The sequence below is a fragment of the Thalassospira sp. TSL5-1 genome (assembly GCF_001907695.1).
GTDB lineage: Bacteria > Pseudomonadota > Alphaproteobacteria > Rhodospirillales > Thalassospiraceae > Thalassospira.
Genome location: NZ_KV880638.1, coordinates 876,762 through 896,712, shown reverse-complemented (window position 1 = coordinate 896,712; position 19,951 = coordinate 876,762). Strand labels below are relative to the sequence as shown.

At 54.8% G+C, this 19,951-nt stretch carries 16 protein-coding genes; 12 read left to right on the top strand and 4 right to left on the bottom strand.

Annotated features, from left to right (window positions below; translation table 11 throughout):
• Positions 1 to 11: 11 nt before the first annotated feature.
• Together LF95_RS13600 and LF95_RS13595 are read right to left on the bottom strand one after the other, a co-directional pair.
• The gene (locus tag LF95_RS13600) at positions 12 to 1,964 is read right to left on the bottom strand and encodes a long-chain fatty acid--CoA ligase (RefSeq protein WP_073955586.1); all 1,953 of its coding nucleotides are present in this window, start codon (positions 1,962 to 1,964) and stop codon (positions 12 to 14) included.
• A gap of 2 nt (positions 1,965 to 1,966) precedes the next feature.
• Positions 1,967 to 2,782, bottom strand: a complete 816-nt coding sequence (locus tag LF95_RS13595; RefSeq protein WP_073956282.1) for an ABC transporter ATP-binding protein — start codon at positions 2,780 to 2,782, stop codon at positions 1,967 to 1,969.
• Between the two features lie 990 nt (positions 2,783 to 3,772).
• Between LF95_RS13595 and acnA the strand changes: the two genes are divergently transcribed.
• Both acnA and LF95_RS13580 read left to right on the top strand, forming a co-directional pair.
• Complete coding sequence (acnA, locus tag LF95_RS13585; RefSeq protein ID WP_073955584.1) at positions 3,773 to 6,463, top strand: aconitate hydratase AcnA; 2,691 nt, start codon at positions 3,773 to 3,775, stop codon at positions 6,461 to 6,463.
• 199 nt (positions 6,464 to 6,662) lie between these two features.
• Entirely contained in the window at positions 6,663 to 9,287 is a 2,625-nt protein-coding gene (locus LF95_RS13580; RefSeq protein WP_083607682.1) for an EAL domain-containing protein, read from the top strand.
• Positions 9,288 to 9,394: 107 nt separating this feature from the next.
• Here the strand turns inward: LF95_RS13580 and LF95_RS13575 are convergent, their stop codons facing one another.
• Positions 9,395 to 10,729: a sodium-dependent transporter gene (locus LF95_RS13575; RefSeq protein ID WP_073955583.1), complete on the bottom strand. Its 1,335-nt coding sequence runs from the start codon at positions 10,727 to 10,729 to the stop codon at positions 9,395 to 9,397.
• 266 nt (positions 10,730 to 10,995) lie between these two features.
• Between LF95_RS13575 and LF95_RS13570 the strand changes: the two genes are divergently transcribed.
• From LF95_RS13570 to LF95_RS13525, 10 genes are all read left to right on the top strand, one after another.
• Complete coding sequence (locus tag LF95_RS13570; RefSeq protein ID WP_073956281.1) at positions 10,996 to 11,766, top strand: DUF1223 domain-containing protein; 771 nt, start codon at positions 10,996 to 10,998, stop codon at positions 11,764 to 11,766.
• A gap of 191 nt (positions 11,767 to 11,957) precedes the next feature.
• Positions 11,958 to 12,728, top strand: a complete 771-nt coding sequence (gene ccmA / locus LF95_RS13565; RefSeq protein WP_083607780.1) for a heme ABC exporter ATP-binding protein CcmA — start codon at positions 11,958 to 11,960, stop codon at positions 12,726 to 12,728.
• Positions 12,725 to 13,390, top strand: a complete 666-nt coding sequence (gene ccmB, locus LF95_RS13560; RefSeq protein ID WP_073955582.1) for a heme exporter protein CcmB — start codon at positions 12,725 to 12,727, stop codon at positions 13,388 to 13,390. The genes ccmA and ccmB overlap by 4 nt, the downstream gene beginning before the upstream one ends.
• 120 nt (positions 13,391 to 13,510) lie before the next feature.
• Entirely contained in the window at positions 13,511 to 14,287 is a 777-nt protein-coding gene (locus LF95_RS13555) for a heme ABC transporter permease (protein WP_073955581.1), read from the top strand.
• On the top strand, positions 14,284 to 14,484 hold the full coding sequence (gene ccmD, locus LF95_RS13550) for a heme exporter protein CcmD (RefSeq protein ID WP_073955580.1): 201 nt from the start codon (positions 14,284 to 14,286) through the stop codon (positions 14,482 to 14,484). Before LF95_RS13555 ends, ccmD begins: the two co-directional genes overlap by 4 nt.
• Before the next feature lie 15 nt (positions 14,485 to 14,499).
• A complete protein-coding gene (ccmE, locus tag LF95_RS13545) occupies positions 14,500 to 14,988 on the top strand; it encodes a cytochrome c maturation protein CcmE (RefSeq protein ID WP_073955579.1) in 489 nt (162 codons plus the stop codon).
• A gap of 149 nt (positions 14,989 to 15,137) precedes the next feature.
• The gene (locus LF95_RS13540; protein ID WP_073955578.1) at positions 15,138 to 17,249 is read left to right on the top strand and encodes a heme lyase CcmF/NrfE family subunit; all 2,112 of its coding nucleotides are present in this window, start codon (positions 15,138 to 15,140) and stop codon (positions 17,247 to 17,249) included.
• Positions 17,246 to 17,785 (top strand): DsbE family thiol:disulfide interchange protein, encoded by a 540-nt coding sequence (locus LF95_RS13535; protein WP_073955577.1) that lies wholly within the window; start codon positions 17,246 to 17,248, stop codon positions 17,783 to 17,785. The genes LF95_RS13540 and LF95_RS13535 overlap by 4 nt, the downstream gene beginning before the upstream one ends.
• A complete protein-coding gene (locus LF95_RS13530) occupies positions 17,782 to 18,285 on the top strand; it encodes a cytochrome c-type biogenesis protein (protein ID WP_252509762.1) in 504 nt (167 codons plus the stop codon). Before LF95_RS13535 ends, LF95_RS13530 begins: the two co-directional genes overlap by 4 nt.
• 60 nt (positions 18,286 to 18,345) lie before the next feature.
• Entirely contained in the window at positions 18,346 to 19,389 is a 1,044-nt protein-coding gene (locus tag LF95_RS13525; protein WP_073955576.1) for a tetratricopeptide repeat protein, read from the top strand.
• Positions 19,390 to 19,433: 44 nt separating this feature from the next.
• Here LF95_RS13525 and LF95_RS13520 read toward each other — a convergent pair whose 3' ends face one another.
• Complete coding sequence (locus tag LF95_RS13520; protein WP_143182041.1) at positions 19,434 to 19,943, bottom strand: hypothetical protein; 510 nt, start codon at positions 19,941 to 19,943, stop codon at positions 19,434 to 19,436.
• Positions 19,944 to 19,951: the final 8 nt, after the last annotated feature.

Below are 19,951 nucleotides of genomic sequence, written 5' to 3'. Positions count from 1 at the left end.
GCGTCTTTTGGTTATTCGGCGGCTTTCGGGGTTTTCTGCACCCCATTTGGACTTTCCAGATCCACCACACGCACGCTGGTTTGAATGCGCGTTTTTGATCCGTCCTGAAACGTAATCATGGTGTCGATATCAACCATGTCGGTGCCCGAATAAACCGCATCGATGATGTCGGCATATTTTTCGGCAACCACACCCCGGCGCACCTTTCGCGTCCGTGTCAGTTCGCCATCATCGGCATCCAGTTCCTTATACAGCAGCAGGAACCGGCGAATGCGCTGTGCCTCGGGCAGGGTTTCGTTTACCTGACGCACTTCATCGGCGATCATGTCATAGACCTGCGACTGGGCTGACAGGTTGGTATAGTTGGTAAAGGAAATACCGCGCTGTTCCGCCCATTTCGCCATGATCGAAAAGCGAATGCAGATCATGGCGGACAAAAACGGCAGGCCCTTACCCAAAATCACGGCCTCGGCGATGAAGGGCGAAAATTTCAGTTTGTTTTCAATGAATTGCGGCGAATAGCGGATTTTGGTCGATGTTTCAGCCAAATCTTTCAAACGGTCAATCACCACCAGATGGTTATTGTCCTTTTTGAAATATCCGGCATCACCGGTGTGCATCCAGCCATCCACCACATCCTCGTCATAAGCGGACTGGTTTTTATAATAGCTGGTAAACATGCCCGATGTGCGGGCGACAATTTCACCCACCCCGTTTTCATCGGCGTTGATCACCTTGATTTCCGAATTATCAAACGCCACACCAACGGTATCAAAATCAATATCGTTGGGCTGATGGATGGTATAGGCGCCGCACAGTTCGGTCTGTCCATAAAGCTGGCGCAGCGGAACCCCCATGGCATGGAAAAACTTGAAGGTTTCCGGCCCCATTGCGGCACCACCGGTAGCGGCAGAGCGCAAATTGCTAAATCCCAGCCGGTCTTTTAAGGCATTCATCAGCAAAATATCCGCCGCCTTGGAATGGCCACCATGATCCAGCGCGCCGCGGGCCAGCTTCATGCCCCAGTCATACATTTTTTGCTTAAAGGGCGTTGAATCCATCATGCGCGCCCGCACATCGGCGGCAATGGCTTCCCACACGCGCGGGGCCAGTAGCACAAAATTCGGTCCGATCTCGCGCAGATCGGCCATCATGGTTTCCTGCTCTTCCACAAAATTGACGATCTGGCGGCTGACCAGCGACTGCCCGACGACATAGACCTGCTCCATGATCCAGGGCAGCGGCAAAACCGAAACATAATTATCGCCCGGCAATTTCGGGTCGGCCCGCAAATAGGCGGCGCAATGATCAAGAAAATCGCCAGAATTCAGCATCGCCATTTTTGGCTTGGATGTAGTGCCCGACGTGGTGCACAAAATCGCGCATTCATCGCCCCGGGTTTCCGCCACCAGGCGGGCATAGGCCTGCGCATCTGCCGCCTCTATCCTGCGGCCAAGCTCATACAGGTCTTCCACTGCCATCAGGCGCGGATCATCATATTTGCGCATCCCGCGCGGGTCACAATAAATGATCTTTTTAACCGTCGGTATCTGGTCTGAAAGCTCCAGCAGCTTGTCGCACTGTTCTTCATCCTCGGCGATGATCACTTTTGCTTCGCCGTAAGTAATCAGGAAGGCCACTTCGTCATGCAGGCTGTCCTGATACAGACCAAGGGATCGGGCGCGCAACGCATGGGCCGAAATTTCCGCCCACACCCATTCCGGGCGATTTTCCCCAATGATACCCACAACATCGCCTGCACCCACACCCAGTTCACGCAGGCCAAGGCTCATCCATTTCACGCGGTCATTGTAATCGCGCCAGGTAAATTCCTGCCAAACGCCAAATTCCTTTTCGCGCATGGCAACATCACCCGGCCAGTTTTCGGCATTATAGGCCAGCACTTTGGGAAAGGTATCAAGCGCGGCGACGTCGGCATAATCAGGCACAGTATATTTATTCATTGTCAGGCGACCTTCCCCGATACGCTGTCGTCGTTGTCGTCGTCTTCCTCGCCAAGATAGGCTTTCTTGACGTGGTCATTGGCCATCACCTCTTCGGGCAGGCCTGCCGCAATTTTGCGGCCGAAATCCAGCACCATGACGCGCGATGAAATGTCCATCACCACCCCCATGTCATGCTCGATCATGACAACGCTCATGCCCCATTCTTCATTCAAATCAATGATGAAGCGGGCCATGTCTTCCTTTTCTTCAAGGTTCATGCCCGCCATGGGTTCGTCCAGCAGGATCAGGTCCGGGCGCAGCGCAACCGCACGCGCCAGCTCCACCCGTTTGCGCAAGCCATAGGAAAGGGTGCCGGCGGTTGCCTTGCGGATATGCGAAATTTCGAGAAAATCGATCACGTCTTCACAGAATTTGCGGTGTTCCAGCTCTTCTTTCTGCGCCCCTGAAAACCAGTAAAGCGGGCCAGTCAGGAAATTGTTTTTCAGAAGGTGATGGCGCCCGACCATGATGTTATCAAGCACCGTCATATGACCAAAAAGGGCAAGGTTCTGGAACGTTCTGCCCACACCCAGTTCAGCACGCGCATTGGGTTTCAGGCCCGTCACGTCCTGGCCCTTGAAATGGACCGAGCCACTTGTGGGATGATACCGACCGGAAATGCAGTTCAGCATCGATGTTTTACCCGCCCCATTGGGGCCGATAATCGAAAACAGCTCGCCTTTCTGCACCGAAAAACTGACGTCACTCAACGCCCGCACGCCGCCAAAAACCAGCGACACATCGTTGATGCTCAAAATAGGGTCCGATGACGTCATCGTCTTGGTGTCCTCCCTGACCTGGGCCAAATTCAGTGGCATGTCACCTGCTGGCAACCCTGCCCCCAAACCGTCCAAATTTCAGCGTTTCCCTGATTTGCGTTTGTTATTTAGTTACCCCGCCGGTCGATACCGAAAAGGTTGCAACGCAATTAATACGTATTTGAGTACCAAATTCACACTATAGCGTCAACGCGTTGCTGAGGCCGTATTTTCCCGCAACTGCACTTATCGCAACGCACAACCATGCCGATACCAACACCAGGATGGTCAGGCACCAACATTCCGTAAGGTCAATATTTCTCGGGATGAACGACACAACAAAGATGATTATCGCAATGCGGCATCGAAAAAAACGTCTTTCAACCAAACATTTCTTCGTTCGTCGCACCGGTTTTGAAATTTCATTTCATAAAATCACCGCCGATTCGGCACTATTTAATCTCGGTATCATGCCGCAATGTGATTGCCGCAGATGCTCCACCTAATAGGGTTTCCATCGCCCGAAGGCACTAAAAATCACCAGCTGCAGCTCAAAGGGACAAAAAAGCAGCAAGACTTTTCAACTCCCCCAGTCAGACAGCTTTCAGCCAACCCTTCGGGTGCACCCCAAGGGTTCTTTGATCACACCAGAGGCCCTAAATCACGGGACGCACGGTTTAACACGGTATTAACACGCTATTAGCTATGCCTTGAACATCGGGACTCGTGCCATTTGACATCCCCTTAAAGACAATGCTGGCCGCTTTTTTGCCCGTATGGTTGCATCAGGGCGATCATCGATCCCGGCAAAGCCCTGTTATCAGGGTGATTTCGCGAAAGACCCTTTTCGGGGTCTGGACTTTCCCCCGGATTTGTGGTGTAACCCCCTCGCACTTCTTATGTGTATCGTGACCCGCGTCACGATCAACAGATAGCCCACCGCTCGGCGCTCCGACGGTCGGGGTGTCTTGTCACGACAAGCCCTTTAACCACCTTGAGGAGGGTCTGATGTCCATTTGTGGCAAAGACAACCTGCAAACGCGCCGCACTTTGAAGGTCGGGGATGAATCCTTCGACTATTTCAGCCTTAAAGCTGCATCCGAAAAAATCGGCGACGTTTCCAAACTGCCTTTCACGCTGAAGGTCGTTCTTGAAAACCTTCTGCGTTACGAAGACGATTTCACCGTAAAGGCCGACGATGTCAAAGCCGTCGTCGAATGGCTGAAATCGCGTAAAAGCACCCACGAAATCAACTATCGTCCGGCCCGTGTGCTGATGCAGGACTTCACCGGCGTTCCCGCCGTCGTTGACCTTGCCGCCATGCGTGATGCCGTGGTCAATATGGGTGGCGACGCCCAGAAGGTGAACCCGCTGTCACCGGTTGATCTGGTCATTGACCACTCGGTCATGATCGACTTCTTTGGCACCGACGACGCACTCGACAAAAACATGGAAGTCGAGTTTGAACGTAACGGCGAACGTTACGAATTCCTGCGTTGGGGCCAGAACGCCTTTAACAATTTCCGCATCGTTCCCCCGGGAGCCGGCATTTGCCACCAGGTCAACGTTGAACATCTTGCCAAGGTCGTCTGGACCGGCAAAGACGCCAACGGCAAAACCGTGGCTTATCCTGATACCCTGGTTGGTACCGATTCGCACACCACCATGGTGAATGGCCTGGCCGTTCTCGGTTGGGGTGTTGGGGGTCTTGAAGCCGAAGCCGCCATGCTGGGCCAGCCGATTTCCATGCTGATCCCGGAAGTTATCGGCTTTAAGCTGACCGGTGCCATGAAAGAAGGCATCACCGCAACCGACCTGGTTCTGCGTGTGGTTCAGATGCTGCGTGAAAAAGGTGTTGTTGGCAAATTCGTCGAATTTTACGGCGACGCGCTGGCCCACATGTCCCTGCCGGACCGCGCAACCATCGGCAACATGGCGCCGGAATATGGTGCGACCTGTGGCTTCTTCCCGATTGATGATGAAACCCTGAACTATATGCGCTCCACCGGTCGTTCCGAAGAACAGATCGCCCTGGTTGAAGCATATGCCAAAGAACAGGGCATGTGGGGCGACCCCGATCTGGAAGCGGTTTATACCGACACCCTGGAACTCGACATTTCCACGGTTGAACCGGCACTTTCCGGGCCGAAACGCCCGCAGGACCGCGTTTTGCTCAAGGATGCCGTCTCCAGCTTCACCAAAACCTTTGCCGATATGGCACCGGGTGTTGACGCCGAGCGTAGCGTCGATGTCAAAGGCGAAGATTTCGCGATGAAAGACGGTAACGTTGTTATCGCCGCCATCACGTCCTGCACCAACACTTCCAACCCGAGCGTCCTGATCGCGGCTGGCCTTCTGGCCAAAAAAGCCACCGAAAAGGGCCTGTCGAGCAAGCCGTGGGTGAAAACCTCGCTGGCACCGGGTTCGCTGGTTGTTGCCGACTATCTGGAAAAGGCCGGTCTGCAGGATTACCTTGACCAGCTTGGCTTTAACGTCGCCGGTTTTGGTTGCACCACCTGTATTGGTAACTCCGGCCCGCTCGCCGGTCCGATTGCCGGTGCAATTGAAGACCAGGACATGCTGGTCACTGCCGTTCTGTCGGGCAACCGTAACTTTGAAGGCCGCATCAGCCCGCATGTGAAGGCAAACTACCTTGCCTCGCCGCCGCTGGTTGTTGCCTATGCCATCGCCGGTAACCTGAAAGTTGACCTGAACAATGACCCGCTGGGTCAGGATCAGGATGGCAATGATGTTTATCTTAAAGACATCTGGCCGACCAACAAGGAAATCGCGGATACCATCGCGGCCTCGATCTCGGCCAAGATGTACAAGGACCGTTACGACAATATCTTTGCCGGTCCGAAACCGTGGCAGGCAATTCAGATCACCGAAGGCGAAACCTACGAGTGGGATAGCAAATCCACCTATGTTCAGAACCCGCCCTATTTTGTTGATATGGCTGCTGAACCGGGTGATTTCTCCGACGTCAAGGGCGCTCGTCCGCTTCTGATCCTGGGTGACTCCGTCACCACCGACCACATTTCTCCGGCCGGTTCGATCAAGGAAGAAAGCCCGGCAGGTGAATATCTGAAAGCCAATGGCGTTGCCGTTCGTGACTTTAACTCCTACGGCGCACGCCGTGGTAACCACGAAGTCATGATGCGCGGCACCTTTGCCAACATCCGTATCCGTAACGAAATGGCACCGGGCACCGAAGGCGGTGTTTCGGTTCATTACCCGTCTGGTGAACAGGGCTGGGTTTATGATGTCGCCATGCGTTACCAGGAAGAAGGCACGCCGCTGGTGATCGTCGCGGGTCAGGAATACGGCACCGGTTCCTCGCGTGACTGGGCAGCCAAAGGCACCAATCTTCTGGGTGTGAAGGCCGTTATCGCCGAAAGCTTTGAACGTATCCACCGCACCAACCTGGTCTGCATGGGCGTTTTGCCGCTGCAGTTCAAAAATGGTGAAGGTCGCAAGTCGCTCAAGCTTGATGGTAGCGAAACCTTCGACGTCGTTGGCATCGCCGATGGCATCACCCCGCAGCAGGACGTTACCGTTCGCATCACCCGCAAGGATGGTTCGACCGAAGAAGTAACCGCCCTGTGCCGCATCGATACCGAAAACGAAGTTCTGTATTTCCAGAATGGCGGTATCCTGCAGTTCGTGCTGCGCAACATGATTAAAGACGCTGCCTGATTAAAAACCCTTCGGGGTTTTCAGGCCCGTCGAGAATACCCCGTCAGTTCTGCTGACGGGGTGTTTTTTTGATTTTGAATTGATCTATCTCCTGAACTTCACAACAAAGACTGTTTAAATATTCAAATCTGCTCTTGTCTGCCTTTTGAAACGGGTGACAAAAATGTGTTTTGCCATTTATGATTATGCTTCTTAACGAATGACCAGTTACGACAAAATGCAACACCCGCGTGCACCGGTACGCGTTGGAACCCTAAGCCAGGGAAAAGTCCTGACCTGTGGACCCGACCTTCCACTGGGCGAGGCCATTGCCCTGATGCACCAGCAGCGCAGAAGTTCCATCGTCATCACCGAACAGAACCGTCCGCTTGGTGTATGGACAGAACATGATTGTCTGACAATCCGGGCAGATGACGAGACGGCATTCCTGCGCCCGATTTCGGACTGGATGTCATCGCCTGTCCGGACGATGTCGGCCCATGCCTCTGTCGAGGCCGCAACATTTCGTATGCGGCGCGACAAGCTGCGCCATCTGATCATTGTGGACGATGCCGAATGCCTAGTGGGCATCATCAGCCAAAGCGACCTGATCCGTGTTCCCGGTGCCATTCATCCGTTGCGTGAACGCAATGTCGCCTCCATCGTGCGGCGCAACACCGTTTGCATGCCCGGCGACACGCCGATTGATCAGTTGCAAGCAACGATGCGTGATAACGAATGTGACAGCGCCATCGTTTTCAAACCCGCCACCTATATCGAGCCCGCCTTGCCGCTCGAACCACCGGCGGAAACGGAAACATCCAGTGTCACCTATGACATTGGCATTGTCACCGAACGCGACATTGTCGGTTATCTGGTCAAACGTGGTGCCCCTATTACCGCCTGGGAAATTGCCAGCCATCCCGTGCGCCAGATCCCGGATGCCACCAGCCTGCAAGACGCCCGCCAGATCATGATGGATCATCAAATCCGTCATCTGGTTGTGACAGACCCGCAAGAGACCGTACCGGGCATTCTTTCTTTTAATGACCTGCTGGCATCGATTGAGCATGATTATTTGCAACACATGCACAATGCGATGGAAGATCGCGATACAGCACTTGCCCGGGCACAAAAGGCCCTGCATCTCAGCCGCAAGATCATTGAAAGTTCCCCTGACGGCATCATCATTGTTGATGATCAGGGCAGGATCGAAGACGTCAACCCTTCCTTTACCCGTGTCACCGGCTATAGTCGGGCCGAAGCCATTGGCAGCAGCCCCAACATTTTGCAATCCGGGCGCCATGACCGCACCTTTTATCAGGATATGTGGCAAAGCATCACCCGCGCCGGGCGCTGGCAGGGGGAAATCTGGAACCGGCGCAAATCGGGGGAAATTTACCCCGAATGGCTATCCATCATTGCCATTCGCGACGAGGAAGGCCGGGTTTTACAATATGCCGGCATTTTTTCCGATATTACCGACCGCAAACAAACCAGCGAAGATATTCGCCGGCTGTCCCACTATGACGAGCTAACCGGCTTTCCCAACCGCCGACGGTTCCTGGATGTGCTGGGGCGCACCCTGAATGAACGACGCGGCAGCAAGGACAATGTGGCGGTTCTGCTCATCGACATCGATAATTTTCAGCGTATCAACAACACATTGGGTCATAGTGTGGGGGATGATGTGCTGGTCGATTTCGCCGGTCGTCTGAACCGTGCCTTGCCAACCGGTGCCTTGCTGGCCCGGATGGGGGCCGATGATTTTGCCATTCTCCTGCCCCAGACACATGAAAGCGACACGCTGGAAACCATCGCGCAGGATTTGATGGAAGTGTTTAATCAGCCACATTTCTCGGCCAACGGGACGGAGCTGTTTATCACAGCCAGCATGGGCATTACGCTATATCCCCGTGATGGCAATGATACCACCATGTTGTTGCGCAATGCCGAAATTGCCATGCTGCGGGCCAAGGGCCACGGTCGCAACCGGTTTAACCATTATAACCGGTCCATGAACACCGTCAGCCGCGACACCCTGGCCCTGGAAAGCGATTTGCGCCATGCCGTGGAGCGGCGCGAATTTTACCTCGCCTATCAGCCCCAGTTCATTGCAGCAAACGGCCAACTGTCCGGGTTTGAAGCCCTGATCCGCTGGCGCCATCCCAAACATGGCGTCATCGGGCCCGACAAATTCATTCCGCTGGCCGAAGAAATTGGCATGATTGATGAAATCGGGCTGTGGGTGCTACGCACAGCCTGTATGCAAACTGTTCAATGGCGGCAAAAGGGGCTGCATAACATCACAATGGCGGTCAATGCCTCGCTCCAGCAATTTAACAGCCCGATCGAGTTTGGCGACCTTGTGGCCTCGGCCCTGAATGAGACCGGGCTTGCCGGGGACCGCCTGGAAATTGAAATTACCGAAAGCCTGTTTATGCAGGATATCGAAGATACCTGTCGCAAATTGCAGCGTATCAGCGATTTGGGGGTTAAAATCGCGCTGGATGACTTTGGCACCGGTTTTTCCAGCCTGAGCTATCTGCGCCATGTGCCGTTCGATGTGCTGAAAATTGACCGCAGTTTTGTCAATGATATCGGCAAAGGTATTGGCGGTAGCGAACTGGTGCGCACCATCATCAACATGGCGCATAACCTGGGTAAAAGCTGTATTGCCGAAGGGGTTGAAAACCTCTCGCAGGAGCAATTCCTGCGTGAGCACGGGTGCGATTTCCTGCAGGGCTTTTTGCGCGGGCGTCCCGTACCCGCCGACGAGATCGAAAAGACCTTCGCCCATCTGTTTAGTCAGCCCCATAGCCAGGCCGAATATAAACCAAATTAACGCCTGTGCCCTTTATTCCGGCATGAATTTGGCCGACAGAAAAGGCGGAAACGGCATACCGTTTCCGCCTTAATTTTATCCAACAAGATGCGGATAAAGCCAATACCTTAGCTGATCAGTCCGCGGATCAGAATAAAGGCGATTGCCGCCGGGGCGATGAACTTCACCAAAATGCCCCAAAGATTGATCCAGACGGGCACCGTGCCATTATGTGAGGCAACATCGGCCTTGGCAGCACCCCAGATCACCCAGCCGACAAACAGCGAAATAAACAGACCGCCAATTGGCAGGAACAATTTCGACGAGACAAAATCCATCAAGTCAAAGAAGGTCAGACCAAAGAATTTGGTGTCCTTCATGATTCCCATCGACAGGGAAGACGGAATGCCAAGCACAAAAATGATCAAGCCCATGATGATGGACGCAACCTTGCGGCTGATGCCACGATCATCGACGAAATAAGCCACCACAACTTCAAGAATCGACACCGACGAGGTCAGCGCCGCAATTGCAAGAAGCAGGAAGAACAGGAAGGCAAAAACTTCGCCAAACGGCATCTGCGCAAAAACGGCTGGCAGGGTGATAAAGGTCAGGCCCGGCCCCGCAGCCGGATCAAAGCCAAAGGCAAAAACGGCTGGCAAAATCAGAAGACCCGCCAGAACGGCAACTGCCGTATCAAGCAGAACAACCCAGCCTGCAGCACCGGCAATGTTTTCCTTTTTCGACAGATACGAGCCATAGGTAATCATGGCCCCCATTCCAAGGGAAAGCGAGAAAAACGCCTGCGACAGCGCATCCGAAACGGTATTCCAGGTCACTTTTGCAAAATCGGGCTGCAACAAAAAGCTAAGCCCCGCATCAGCACCGGGCAGAGTAACGGCACGCACGATCAGAACCAGAAGCAGCACGAACAGGGCAGGCATCAGAATTTTGGAAGCACGCTCAATGCCGCTGCCAATGCCCGAGAGCACGACAAACACCGTCAGCGCCATAAAGATGGCATGATATACAAGCGGCGAAATATTGCTGGAAATAAAGCCGTCAAATGCAGCTCCCAGCACGGCCGGATCGCTGCTTGAAAGAGCGCCGGTCACAGCCTTGACCATATAGGCAATGGTCCAGCCTGCAACGACGCTGTAAAATGACAGGATTGTAAAGGCTGCGCCAACACCACACAGGCCAACCAGAGGCCAGGCCCCGCCCTTCAGTTTTTTAAAAGCACCAATGGCATTCTTTTCAGCCATACGGCCAATCACCATTTCTGCCAGCATCACCGACAGACCGATGGTAAAGACCAGTGCGAGATAAATCAGCAGAAAGGCACCACCCCCGTTACTTCCTGCCATATAGGGAAATTTCCAGATATTCCCCAGACCAACCGCCGAACCCGCGGCTGCCAGAATAAAGCCGAGGCGTGACCCCCAATGCTCACGTTTTATCATTTCCTGCAAACCCTCTTGTCTTGCCAGTCTCTTTATGTGCCTTGAAAGGGACGATGGACCGGCTTTCTTTTGCGTTATAAAAAAACAGGGGCACCCCGGCCCCTGGTATTATCCCCTACGATAAACATCCCTTAATATCACCGTTTTTTGGAAATTTCCTGGAAATATTGCGTTTATCCACGCAAGAAATGTGCATTTTACAGACCGTCGCTTGGTTCAACCGCTTGTGATTGGCAGGTGAGGACGCAATCGGCAATGATGGGCGCATGAAAATAGAAATGCTCAAAAACCCGCGGTATGGCGTCCTGACAGCATTGCTCTCGCTTGCTGTATCGGGCCCTTCCTATGCCGCCACAGCACAAAATACCAGCGTCACGCCGCAAGCGGTTGTTGAACTGTTTACCTCCGAAGGATGCAGTTCCTGCCCACCGGCCGATACAGTGCTGCGCGATATTTCCAGGGAAACAGACAACCTGCTTTTGCTGTCTTTCCATGTTGATTACTGGAATTATCTGGGGTGGAAAGACCGCTTTTCCGAACCTGCCTATACCGATCGTCAGCGCAAATATGCGTCTTTCAACCATCAAAACTATGTCTACACCCCGCAGATCATTATCAATGGGGCAGGTTCAATCCGCGCCACAAACAAGGATGCCATCCTTGAGGCTGCGTTAAAAAAACCGTCACCGCTGCAATCGTGGATCACCATCACGACCGACAGCACAGCCGGTCAAAAGCCCGGTGGCATCATTCATCTGGCAGCCCCGGCCAATGCCTTGCCGCATACGCCGCTTAAAATATGGCTGCTGGGATTTGACCGGCATGCCAGCACGGAAGTCGATGCCGGTGAAAATGCCGGTCTTAATCTCCGGCATGTCAATATCGTGCGCGAACTGGACGACCTTGGCACCTGGGATGGCAAACCGCGCGATATTCCCGTGCGCCTGGAATATGAATGCAATGGCGGCATTGCCGTTTTATTGCAGGAGGAAAATGGCGGACCGATCCTTAGTGCAAGCATGGCACGGTTCCATTAATGGCAAGATTTCCCGGTTTACCGTCAGGCCAGCGGGCACGTTTTTATTAAAATAATGTGCAAAAACGCACCTGCCTGAACCCAAGATTGACCTGAAACAAAGTCTCGTCGGCAAATGTCGGATAAAGCATGATTCCAATGACACTTCACGATATAGAAGTGCATAACTTGTGAATGGTTTGTGTGGCCTGGATGATTGTTTTTACCGGTTCTGATCTGACCTGCCGCCGGGGTGAAAGGCTTGTTTTTGCCGATCTGTCGTTCGATGCGCGTCCGGGCGATGCCCTGATGCTGCGCGGACGGAACGGTGCCGGTAAATCCAGCCTGCTGCGCCTGATGGCCGGGCTGTCCGAACCGCTGACCGGCACCATTTGCTGGGAAAATGAAAATATCCGCCAAGACATGCCTGCCCATCGCGCCCGGATGCAGTATCTGGGCCATCAGGATGCGGTCAAACCCGTCCTGACAGTGCGCGATAATCTGCGCCTGTGGGCCAGCCTGCGCGACGTTGATAATGTGGATGCCGCCATTGACCAGGCGCTGGATGCGTTGGGAATCCTGCATCTTGCCAATAGCAGCGGCCGGTTTCTGTCAAGCGGGCAAAAACGCCGTACCGCCCTTGCCCGCATCCTGATTGGCGAAAGTAACCTGTGGCTGCTTGATGAACCCACCGTCGGGCTGGATCGCGAATCCTGTGCTGATCTCGCACACCTGATTGATGATTTTCGCACGCGCGGCGGCGTGGTTGTGTATTCAACCCATATCGATCTTGATGTGCAATCTCCACGCATTTTGAACCTGGATGAATTCGCTATTCCAATGTTTGACTGGCTGGCTGACGATGCCCCGGAAGATGCGGATACCCCGAACCCCGACGGCAGCAGTATGACACGGGACAGCACATCAACATCATCGCGGAAAAAGGCACACAGCCCCTCAACCGATTTTGAGGGGATTGCATGAAAATACTCATCGCCATTCTCGCCCGGGATTTGCGACTTGCGCTTCGTCAAGGCGCGGATTCCATCATGGTGGTAGCGTTTTTCATTGTGACGACCACGCTGTTTCCTTTCGGTGTCGGGCCGGAAGCCAATATTCTGGCACGGATCGCATCAGGGGTTATCTGGGTGTCGGCCCTGCTCGCGGCGATGCTGTCACTGGAACGGGTTTTCCAGACCGATTTTGAAGATGGCACACTGGAGTTACTTGCCCTCTCACCGGTCCCGCTGGAGCTGGTCGTACTGGGCAAGGTTCTGGCACATTGGCTGACCACGGGCCTGCCACTGATTATTACAGCACCCGTCATGGCGGTCATGCTGAATATGAACAGCGCCGGTTTTGGGACATTGATGCTGGCAATGCTGGTGGGGACACCGGCGCTCAGCCTGATTGGCGCGATTGGTGCGGCCCTTATTCTCGGCGCGCGCCGGGGCGGAGTTCTGGTTTCACTGCTGGTTTTGCCGTTATATATTCCGGTACTTATTTTTGGCGCCGGGGCGGTCGAGGCATCGCTGCTCGGCCTGCCTGTCGGGGAGCATTTACAAATTATGGGGGCTATCCTGCTATTAACGCTGGCCCTGGCCCCCTTGGCCGCCGCACGCGCGCTGCGGCTGGCTGTTGAATAAACGATAATTCCGGCAAGCAGGGAAGACGCCCCTCCCTGCCCGCCACGACACAGACCGAGAGAAAGACCGTCAAACCGGTGTGGAGCCGTTTCCCGCCGTGATGCGAATGGACAAGGAAAAATGCATCGTTTCGCCAAACCAAGTGTATTCCTGAAACTGGCCAGTGCCATCATGCCCTGGGCTATTGGCATTACGGTCGTGACACTTGCTGTCGGGTTATATCTGGCACTGGTGGCATCCCCGGCCGATTACCAGCAGGGCGATACCGTGCGCATCATGTATATTCATGTGCCTGCCGCCTGGATGGGCCTGTTTTGTTATGTCGGCATGGCCATTTGCGGGACCATGAGCCTGATCTGGAAACATCCGCTGGCCGACATTGCCGCCCGGGCCACCGCACCGATTGGCGCCACCTTTACCGCCCTTTGCCTGATTACCGGCTCGCTTTGGGGGGAACCGATGTGGGGCACCTGGTGGGTATGGGATGCCCGGCTGACATCGATGCTGATCCTGCTGTTTTTGTATCTGGGTTACATGGCACTGGTAAATGCCTTTGATGACCCTGAACGCGGGTCAAAGGCCGGGTCTGCCCTGGCCCTGGTGGGTGTGATCAATGTGCCGATTGTGAAATTTTCCGTCGATTGGTGGAACACCCTGCACCAGCCCGCATCGGTTGCCCGCATGGGTGGGCCCAGCATTGACCCCAGCATGTTGTGGCCGCTGTTTTTGATCGCGATTGGCTTTACCGGCTATTATGTGGTTGTGCTGATCGTGCGGGTCCGCCTGGAATTGAATGAACGGCGCATTCGCGCCCTGCAACTGGGCGGTGTTGGCCAAAGTGCGGCCGACCAGCAACATCTGGCCGTCCCGGCCAAGCAGGCAGGAGCGGGAGAATGAGCAATTTTTTTGAAATGGGCGGCTATGCCGGTTATGTCTGGTCCAGCTATGGTCTTGCCACCATTGCGCTGGTTGTTCTTCTGATGGTTAGCCTGCGCGGCCTGAAAAAAAGCCGCCGCGACCTGGCCCATCTTGAAACCCTGTTAAAATCACGGCGACCGCGGCGCAAAAAAGCGCAGCCGGACGCAGAATCCTGATCGGAGGGGAAAACATTGTCCCTGTCACGTGCAAAATCACGCAAACGCCAACGCCTGTATCTGGCGGGGTTGGCCGTGCTCGCCGCCGCCGGTGCCGCCGCCCTGGGCCTGACCGCCTTTCGTGATTCGGTTGTTTTCTTTTTCAGCCCGACCGAACTGGCCGAACAATCGCCGATGTCGCCAGACCGCCGCCTACGCATAGGTGGCCTGGTCGAGGAAGGGTCACTGCAAAAACTGGCGGATGGCAAAACCGTTACTTTTACCGTTACCGACATGCAGCATGACGTCCAGGTCGCCTATACCGGTATCCTGCCTGACCTGTTTCGCGAGGGCCAGGGTGTGGTCGCCGAAGGCCACATGAACCCGAAAGGTCAGTTTGTTGCCCAGGAAGTTCTCGCCAAGCATGATGAAAATTACATGCCCCGCGAAGTGGCCGATGCCCTGAAAAAAAGTGGTCACTGGGAAGAGATCGAAGCGAAAAATGCAAAAAATATGCGTAATTAAGCCATATTTTTGAACCATCAGAAATATCGGGGATATTTCTTTTTTGGGATGGTTTCAATTTTGGCACGTTTTCAGATAGCCTTAGCGCCCATCACCAGATGGCAGGGGAAACCCTGTTTTTCTTATGACAGGACGAAGCACCAGACGGCATGATCGCAGAAACCGGACATTTCGCGCTTATTCTTCTCATGACGCTGGCCTTCTGCCAGGCCATCCTGTTTTCACCGCTTGGCATTTTTTTCCGGCGCGGTTCGCTTAGGCTTAACAGTGCTGCAAATTTGCAAACAACCGGGGGGACCGCATCGCTTGGCACGCGGGAACAGCCCGGTTTTCCGCATAACTTTTTGTCCACCCTTCTTCATCCTGGCGCGATACGGATAACCGCCAACACAGCCCTCCCGCCCATGCAAGGCTGGCCGTTACCGGTATTGATTTGCCTGTTGGCACTGGGCGCACAAGCCAGCCAGATTTACAGCTTTGTCACCAGCGATTTCACCCTGGCAATAGTGGCCGAATACAGCCATTCATCCACCCCGGTCATATACCGTATTGCCGCTGCCATCAGCCCGGATTGCGGGGCAACGCTGCTTTGGGTCACGCTGACATCGGTTGCGACCATTCTATTTCTGATCCAGGACGCCATTTTCAAAAAGGCAGAAAACCCGCAGGCAATTATATCCATCATGGGATTGGTCGTCGCCCTGCTTGCCGCCAGCGTTTTGATTGATGGCACGCCTTTTGCGCGCCTCGCCGCTCCGCCGCTTGACGGGCAGGGCTTTGATCCCCAATCGCAGGATATTCTCGATCTTTTCTACTCGCCGGTCCTGTATGCCGGGTTGTCGGGGTTGTCGGTTATTTTTGCCGCCACCATTGCCGCCCTGCCCCGCGCAGCCCTGCATCGCGCCTGGGCCGAAATGCTGCGCCCCTGGACCATTCTGTCCTGGACATTGCTGGGTGCGGCAATGGCGATCAGCGCCTATCGCGCCTATTCCCAGCAAAGCTGGGGCAACTGGTGGTATTGGGATGCGTCGGAAAATGCGGTATTGCTGCCCTGGCTTCTGGCGACCGCCTTTTTGCATTGCCTTGCCGTTCTGGAAAAAACCGAAGCCCTGAAACCCTGGACCGCCCTTTTGGCCCTTTCCGCCTTTGGTGCCGGGTGGTTTGGCACCTTTTTGTCCCGATCTGACCTGTTGGGTCCTCTGCCTGCCGCCCTGCGTTCCAGTGGCGATAACGCGGTTCTGCTCATCGGTTTTTGTGTGCTGTTTGCCGGGGCTTATTATCTGTTTGCGCGTGTGGCCGGGCAATTGCGCGAAAATGCCGATTTTACCCTGGTGTCGCGCGAAAGCGCGATGTTCATCAATAGTGTGATGCTGTCCATAGCCGCCGCTATTGTCATGATCGGCACCGTTTATCCGCTGTTTTTGCGCTGGCTGGGTGGCACCATCATTACCGTGGGGCCGCCGTTTTTCGTTCAGGCCTTAATGCCCGTTACCCTTGCAATGCTGCTGCTGATGGGGCTATCCCCCACCTTACGCTGGCGGGTTGATGGTGCCGCATCGGTGGGTCGGCGCATGAAACTGGCGCTGATCCTGTCCATCATTGTCACCCTGTTTGCCTGGATGCGCCACATTAATGCACCGTCCCTGCCGTTGCTGGGCATTGGCCTTGCCGCGTGGGTGGTGACGGCAGCCCTTGGCGATTTGTGGGAAAAGCTGTGGCGCCACCGCGATCATGGCGAAAGCAAATATCGCAATATCCAGTTACTCGGCCCGCGTTATCTGGGCATGTCGCTGGCCCATATCGGCATGGCATTGCTGATTGCCGGTGGATCCGCCAGCAGCATATGGGAAGACCAGTCGGTTCTGTCTGCCCGCACCGGGCAAAGCATCGAAATTGGCCCCTATAATTTGCAATATGAAGGGGTTTCCCTGCTGCCGGGCGAAAATTTTGCCACCCGCAAAGCCAAATTCATTGTTTATCGCAATGCGCAGCCCGTAACCGAACTTTATCCTGAAGTCCGCTATTATCCGATTCGTGGGGTTGAGACCAAAGAATCCGCCATTTGGCATGGCCGCGATGGCGACCTGCATATATCAATTGGCGACCGCGCCGAGGATAGTGGCCGTATTGTTGATGTCCGTTTTCTGCCCATGATGCCGTGGGTCTGGGCGGGCATGATGCTTATCCTGCTAGGCGGGATCATAAATGTGCTGACCCGCATGATCCTGCTTTTCAAGAAGAACGGAGTTTCCGCCCCATGAGGTTCTGGATCGCTGTCATACCGCTGGTGCTGTTTGCGGCACTGGCCGGTATTTTTCTGACCAATATCGGCAAGGACCAGTCCGTTATTCCATCGGCCCTGATTGGTAAACCCGCCCCGGAATTTTCCCTGCCGCCCCTGCCGGGACGCGACAAGGGGATATCACATAGCGACCTGACACAGGGCCATGTTTCCGTCATTAATATCTTTGCGTCCTGGTGCGTGCCCTGCCGGGCCGAACACCCGATGATCAAACGCCTTGCCGCCGAAGCCGATGTACCGGTCTATGGCCTGAATTACAAGGAAAAGGACCCGCAGGACGGTGTGAACTGGCTAGATGAAATGGGCGATCCCTACACCGCTGTCGGCATGGACATTTCCGGACGTACCGCCATTGATTTTGGCGTCTATGGCGTGCCGGAAACCTTCATCATCGATGGGCAGGGCAAAATCGCCTATAAACAGGTTGGCCCGATTGATGAAAAAACACTGGAAGACGTTCTGCTGCCGAAAATCAGGGAGTTGAAAAAAGGATGATGCGCTTTCTTCGCCTGAATGGGCCGTTAATGCTTCCGATGCTGGCCCTGATCCTGGCTCTGTCCTTTTATGCCCGCCCGGCCTATGCCGTGAACCCGGATGAAATGCTGTCCGACCCGGCGCTGGAGGCCCGCGCCCGCGAAATTAGCGAGGAATTGCGCTGCCTGGTCTGCCAGAACCAGTCAATTGACGATTCCGATGCCGATTTGGCCCATGATTTGCGCGTTCTGGTGCGCGAACGCCTGCTGGCGGGCGACACCAACGAACAGGCCATCAACTATATCGTCGCGCGCTATGGCGATTATGTGCTGCTGAACCCACCGCTCAAGCCCGATACCTATATTCTGTGGGCCAGCCCGTTTATTCTGGTGGGGCTTGCCGGGTTGGCCGTGTTCGGATTTTATCGTCGCAAAAAACGTGAAGGCCGCACCACACCGGCCAACCTGACCGATCAGGAACGCAAACGCCTTAATGAAATTCTGGATCCTTCGGGAGATTAAGCCGCCCATGACCGGCACGAAAGACAGCATCGCCAGCACCTTATACCGGACGGATAAAAAATGATCTGGCTGGGTATAGCAGGACTTTCCTTACTGTCATTCATCACCGTGCTTTTCACGGCCTTTTGGCATGGCAAAAATTCGGCGGTGGCGGGCGATGTTACCGCCCTGCATCGCAATACAACTGCGCGCCCACTGGATGCCAAACCCAAATACCAGATCGGTGACGTTGTTGATGACGATGACGACGACGATGAAGATGATCTGGATGATGACGTGGATTATATCACGGGTTCGCAAGGCCGGGATCATGACCTCGATCATAACCGCACGGATGCCCATGCTGCTGCTGGCACAGCTTCATCACCAACCACCACAGGCCATACGCCAAACCAGGCCGAAGGGATTGACCGGAAACGGGCTATCGGGGTTGGTTTACTGGCGATTGTTCCTGTCATCGCCGCCCTTGGCATCTATTTATGGCAGGGCCACCCGGAGATGCCCGCCCGCCCCTATGCCGAGCGGGCAAGTGAACGCAACATTGCCGCCGCAGCCGCGGCATCTGTTGATTCCGACGACCCGGATGCCCAGACCGACAAACAAATTCGCCGATTGCTGGGGCAAATTGTGATTTCACTGGAATCCAACCCGCGCAATCTGCAGGGCTGGCTGGTTCTGGCGCGCGGGTCCTTGCGGCTTGGCGATATTGACCGCGCGGTTGCCGCCTATCGCCGGGCCTATGCCCTGTCGGGGCAAAACCCGCTGCTCGCGATCGAATATGCCGATACCCGCATTACCGCCCAGGGCGGCCATATTGACGAGGTTTCGCGCAATCTGGTGCTTCATGCGCTGGGCCAAATGCCCAATCATCGCCTTAGTCGCTATTATTATGGTGTGATGCTCGAACAGCAGGGACATTTGGAACAATCCCTTCATGTCTTAAAGGACCTTGTCCGGGACCTTCCGGCGGATGCGCCACTTCATGCCTCGACCGCAGCTGAAATTGCCTCCCTGCAGGCGCAGATCGAGGCCAGTAAAAACAGTGGCAATGGCAGTGATAGCGACAGCGGCAGCGGCAACGGCACCAACGCCCCCGCAAATTAAAGACAAATCGCTTTAGGGGCCAAACCTGTCACCTTTAGGCATGCCTAAAGGCCGCTGAGCCACCCGGCCACAAACAGCCCCAAGACGATCAGGGCGACCAGCATCCCCAACGTGCCGATCAGCCCAATAATGCGGGTTAATAGCGGCCATTCCGCCAGGGCGGCAAGATCGGCACGGGACGATGCCTCATGCCCTTTTTGTCCTTCTTGTCCTTTCTGTCCGTCCTTAGGGTGTACAGCCCTATTCCCTAACCTTTCAGTGCCCTGTTCCTTTAACGGCTCCTGCACTACGGTTGATTCCGGTTTATTTGCTGCGGCATTGCCATCGCCGGGATCGTGTTTTTCATCCTGCCCGGCATATTTACGCAAATGCCCGTCATAACGGCGCAGGGCCTCCTCGCCGCTCATGGCGGGCAGGTTAATGCGGTCCAGAAACGTCCCATCTGACCGGGACGGCGTTTTAGGATTCGCCCGTTCCGATGACTGAGTGGATGCCGATGATTTTTGCCGCTCTTGTTGCGTTTGCTGGTCTTGCGGTTTTCGAGGGTTTTTCACGTATCAGG

Bases quoted from the DNA above. Each gene is read 5' to 3' on its own strand.
- LF95_RS13600 (WP_073955586.1), bottom strand. From the start codon at position 1,964: ATGAATAAATATACTGTGCCTGATTATGCCGACGTCGCCGCGCTTGAT.
- LF95_RS13595 (WP_073956282.1), bottom strand. From the start codon at position 2,782: ATGACGTCATCGGACCCTATTTTGAGCATCAACGATGTGTCGCTGGTT.
- acnA (WP_073955584.1), top strand. From the start codon at position 3,773: ATGTCCATTTGTGGCAAAGACAACCTGCAAACGCGCCGCACTTTGAAG.
- LF95_RS13580 (WP_083607682.1), top strand. From the start codon at position 6,663: ATGACCAGTTACGACAAAATGCAACACCCGCGTGCACCGGTACGCGTT.
- LF95_RS13575 (WP_073955583.1), bottom strand. From the start codon at position 10,729: ATGATAAAACGTGAGCATTGGGGGTCACGCCTCGGCTTTATTCTGGCA.
- LF95_RS13570 (WP_073956281.1), top strand. From the start codon at position 10,996: ATGAAAATAGAAATGCTCAAAAACCCGCGGTATGGCGTCCTGACAGCA.
- ccmA (WP_083607780.1), top strand. From the start codon at position 11,958: ATGATTGTTTTTACCGGTTCTGATCTGACCTGCCGCCGGGGTGAAAGG.
- ccmB (WP_073955582.1), top strand. From the start codon at position 12,725: ATGAAAATACTCATCGCCATTCTCGCCCGGGATTTGCGACTTGCGCTT.
- LF95_RS13555 (WP_073955581.1), top strand. From the start codon at position 13,511: ATGCATCGTTTCGCCAAACCAAGTGTATTCCTGAAACTGGCCAGTGCC.
- ccmD (WP_073955580.1), top strand. From the start codon at position 14,284: ATGAGCAATTTTTTTGAAATGGGCGGCTATGCCGGTTATGTCTGGTCC.
- LF95_RS13540 (WP_073955578.1), top strand. From the start codon at position 15,138: ATGATCGCAGAAACCGGACATTTCGCGCTTATTCTTCTCATGACGCTG.
- LF95_RS13535 (WP_073955577.1), top strand. From the start codon at position 17,246: ATGAGGTTCTGGATCGCTGTCATACCGCTGGTGCTGTTTGCGGCACTG.
- LF95_RS13530 (WP_252509762.1), top strand. From the start codon at position 17,782: ATGATGCGCTTTCTTCGCCTGAATGGGCCGTTAATGCTTCCGATGCTG.
- LF95_RS13525 (WP_073955576.1), top strand. From the start codon at position 18,346: ATGATCTGGCTGGGTATAGCAGGACTTTCCTTACTGTCATTCATCACC.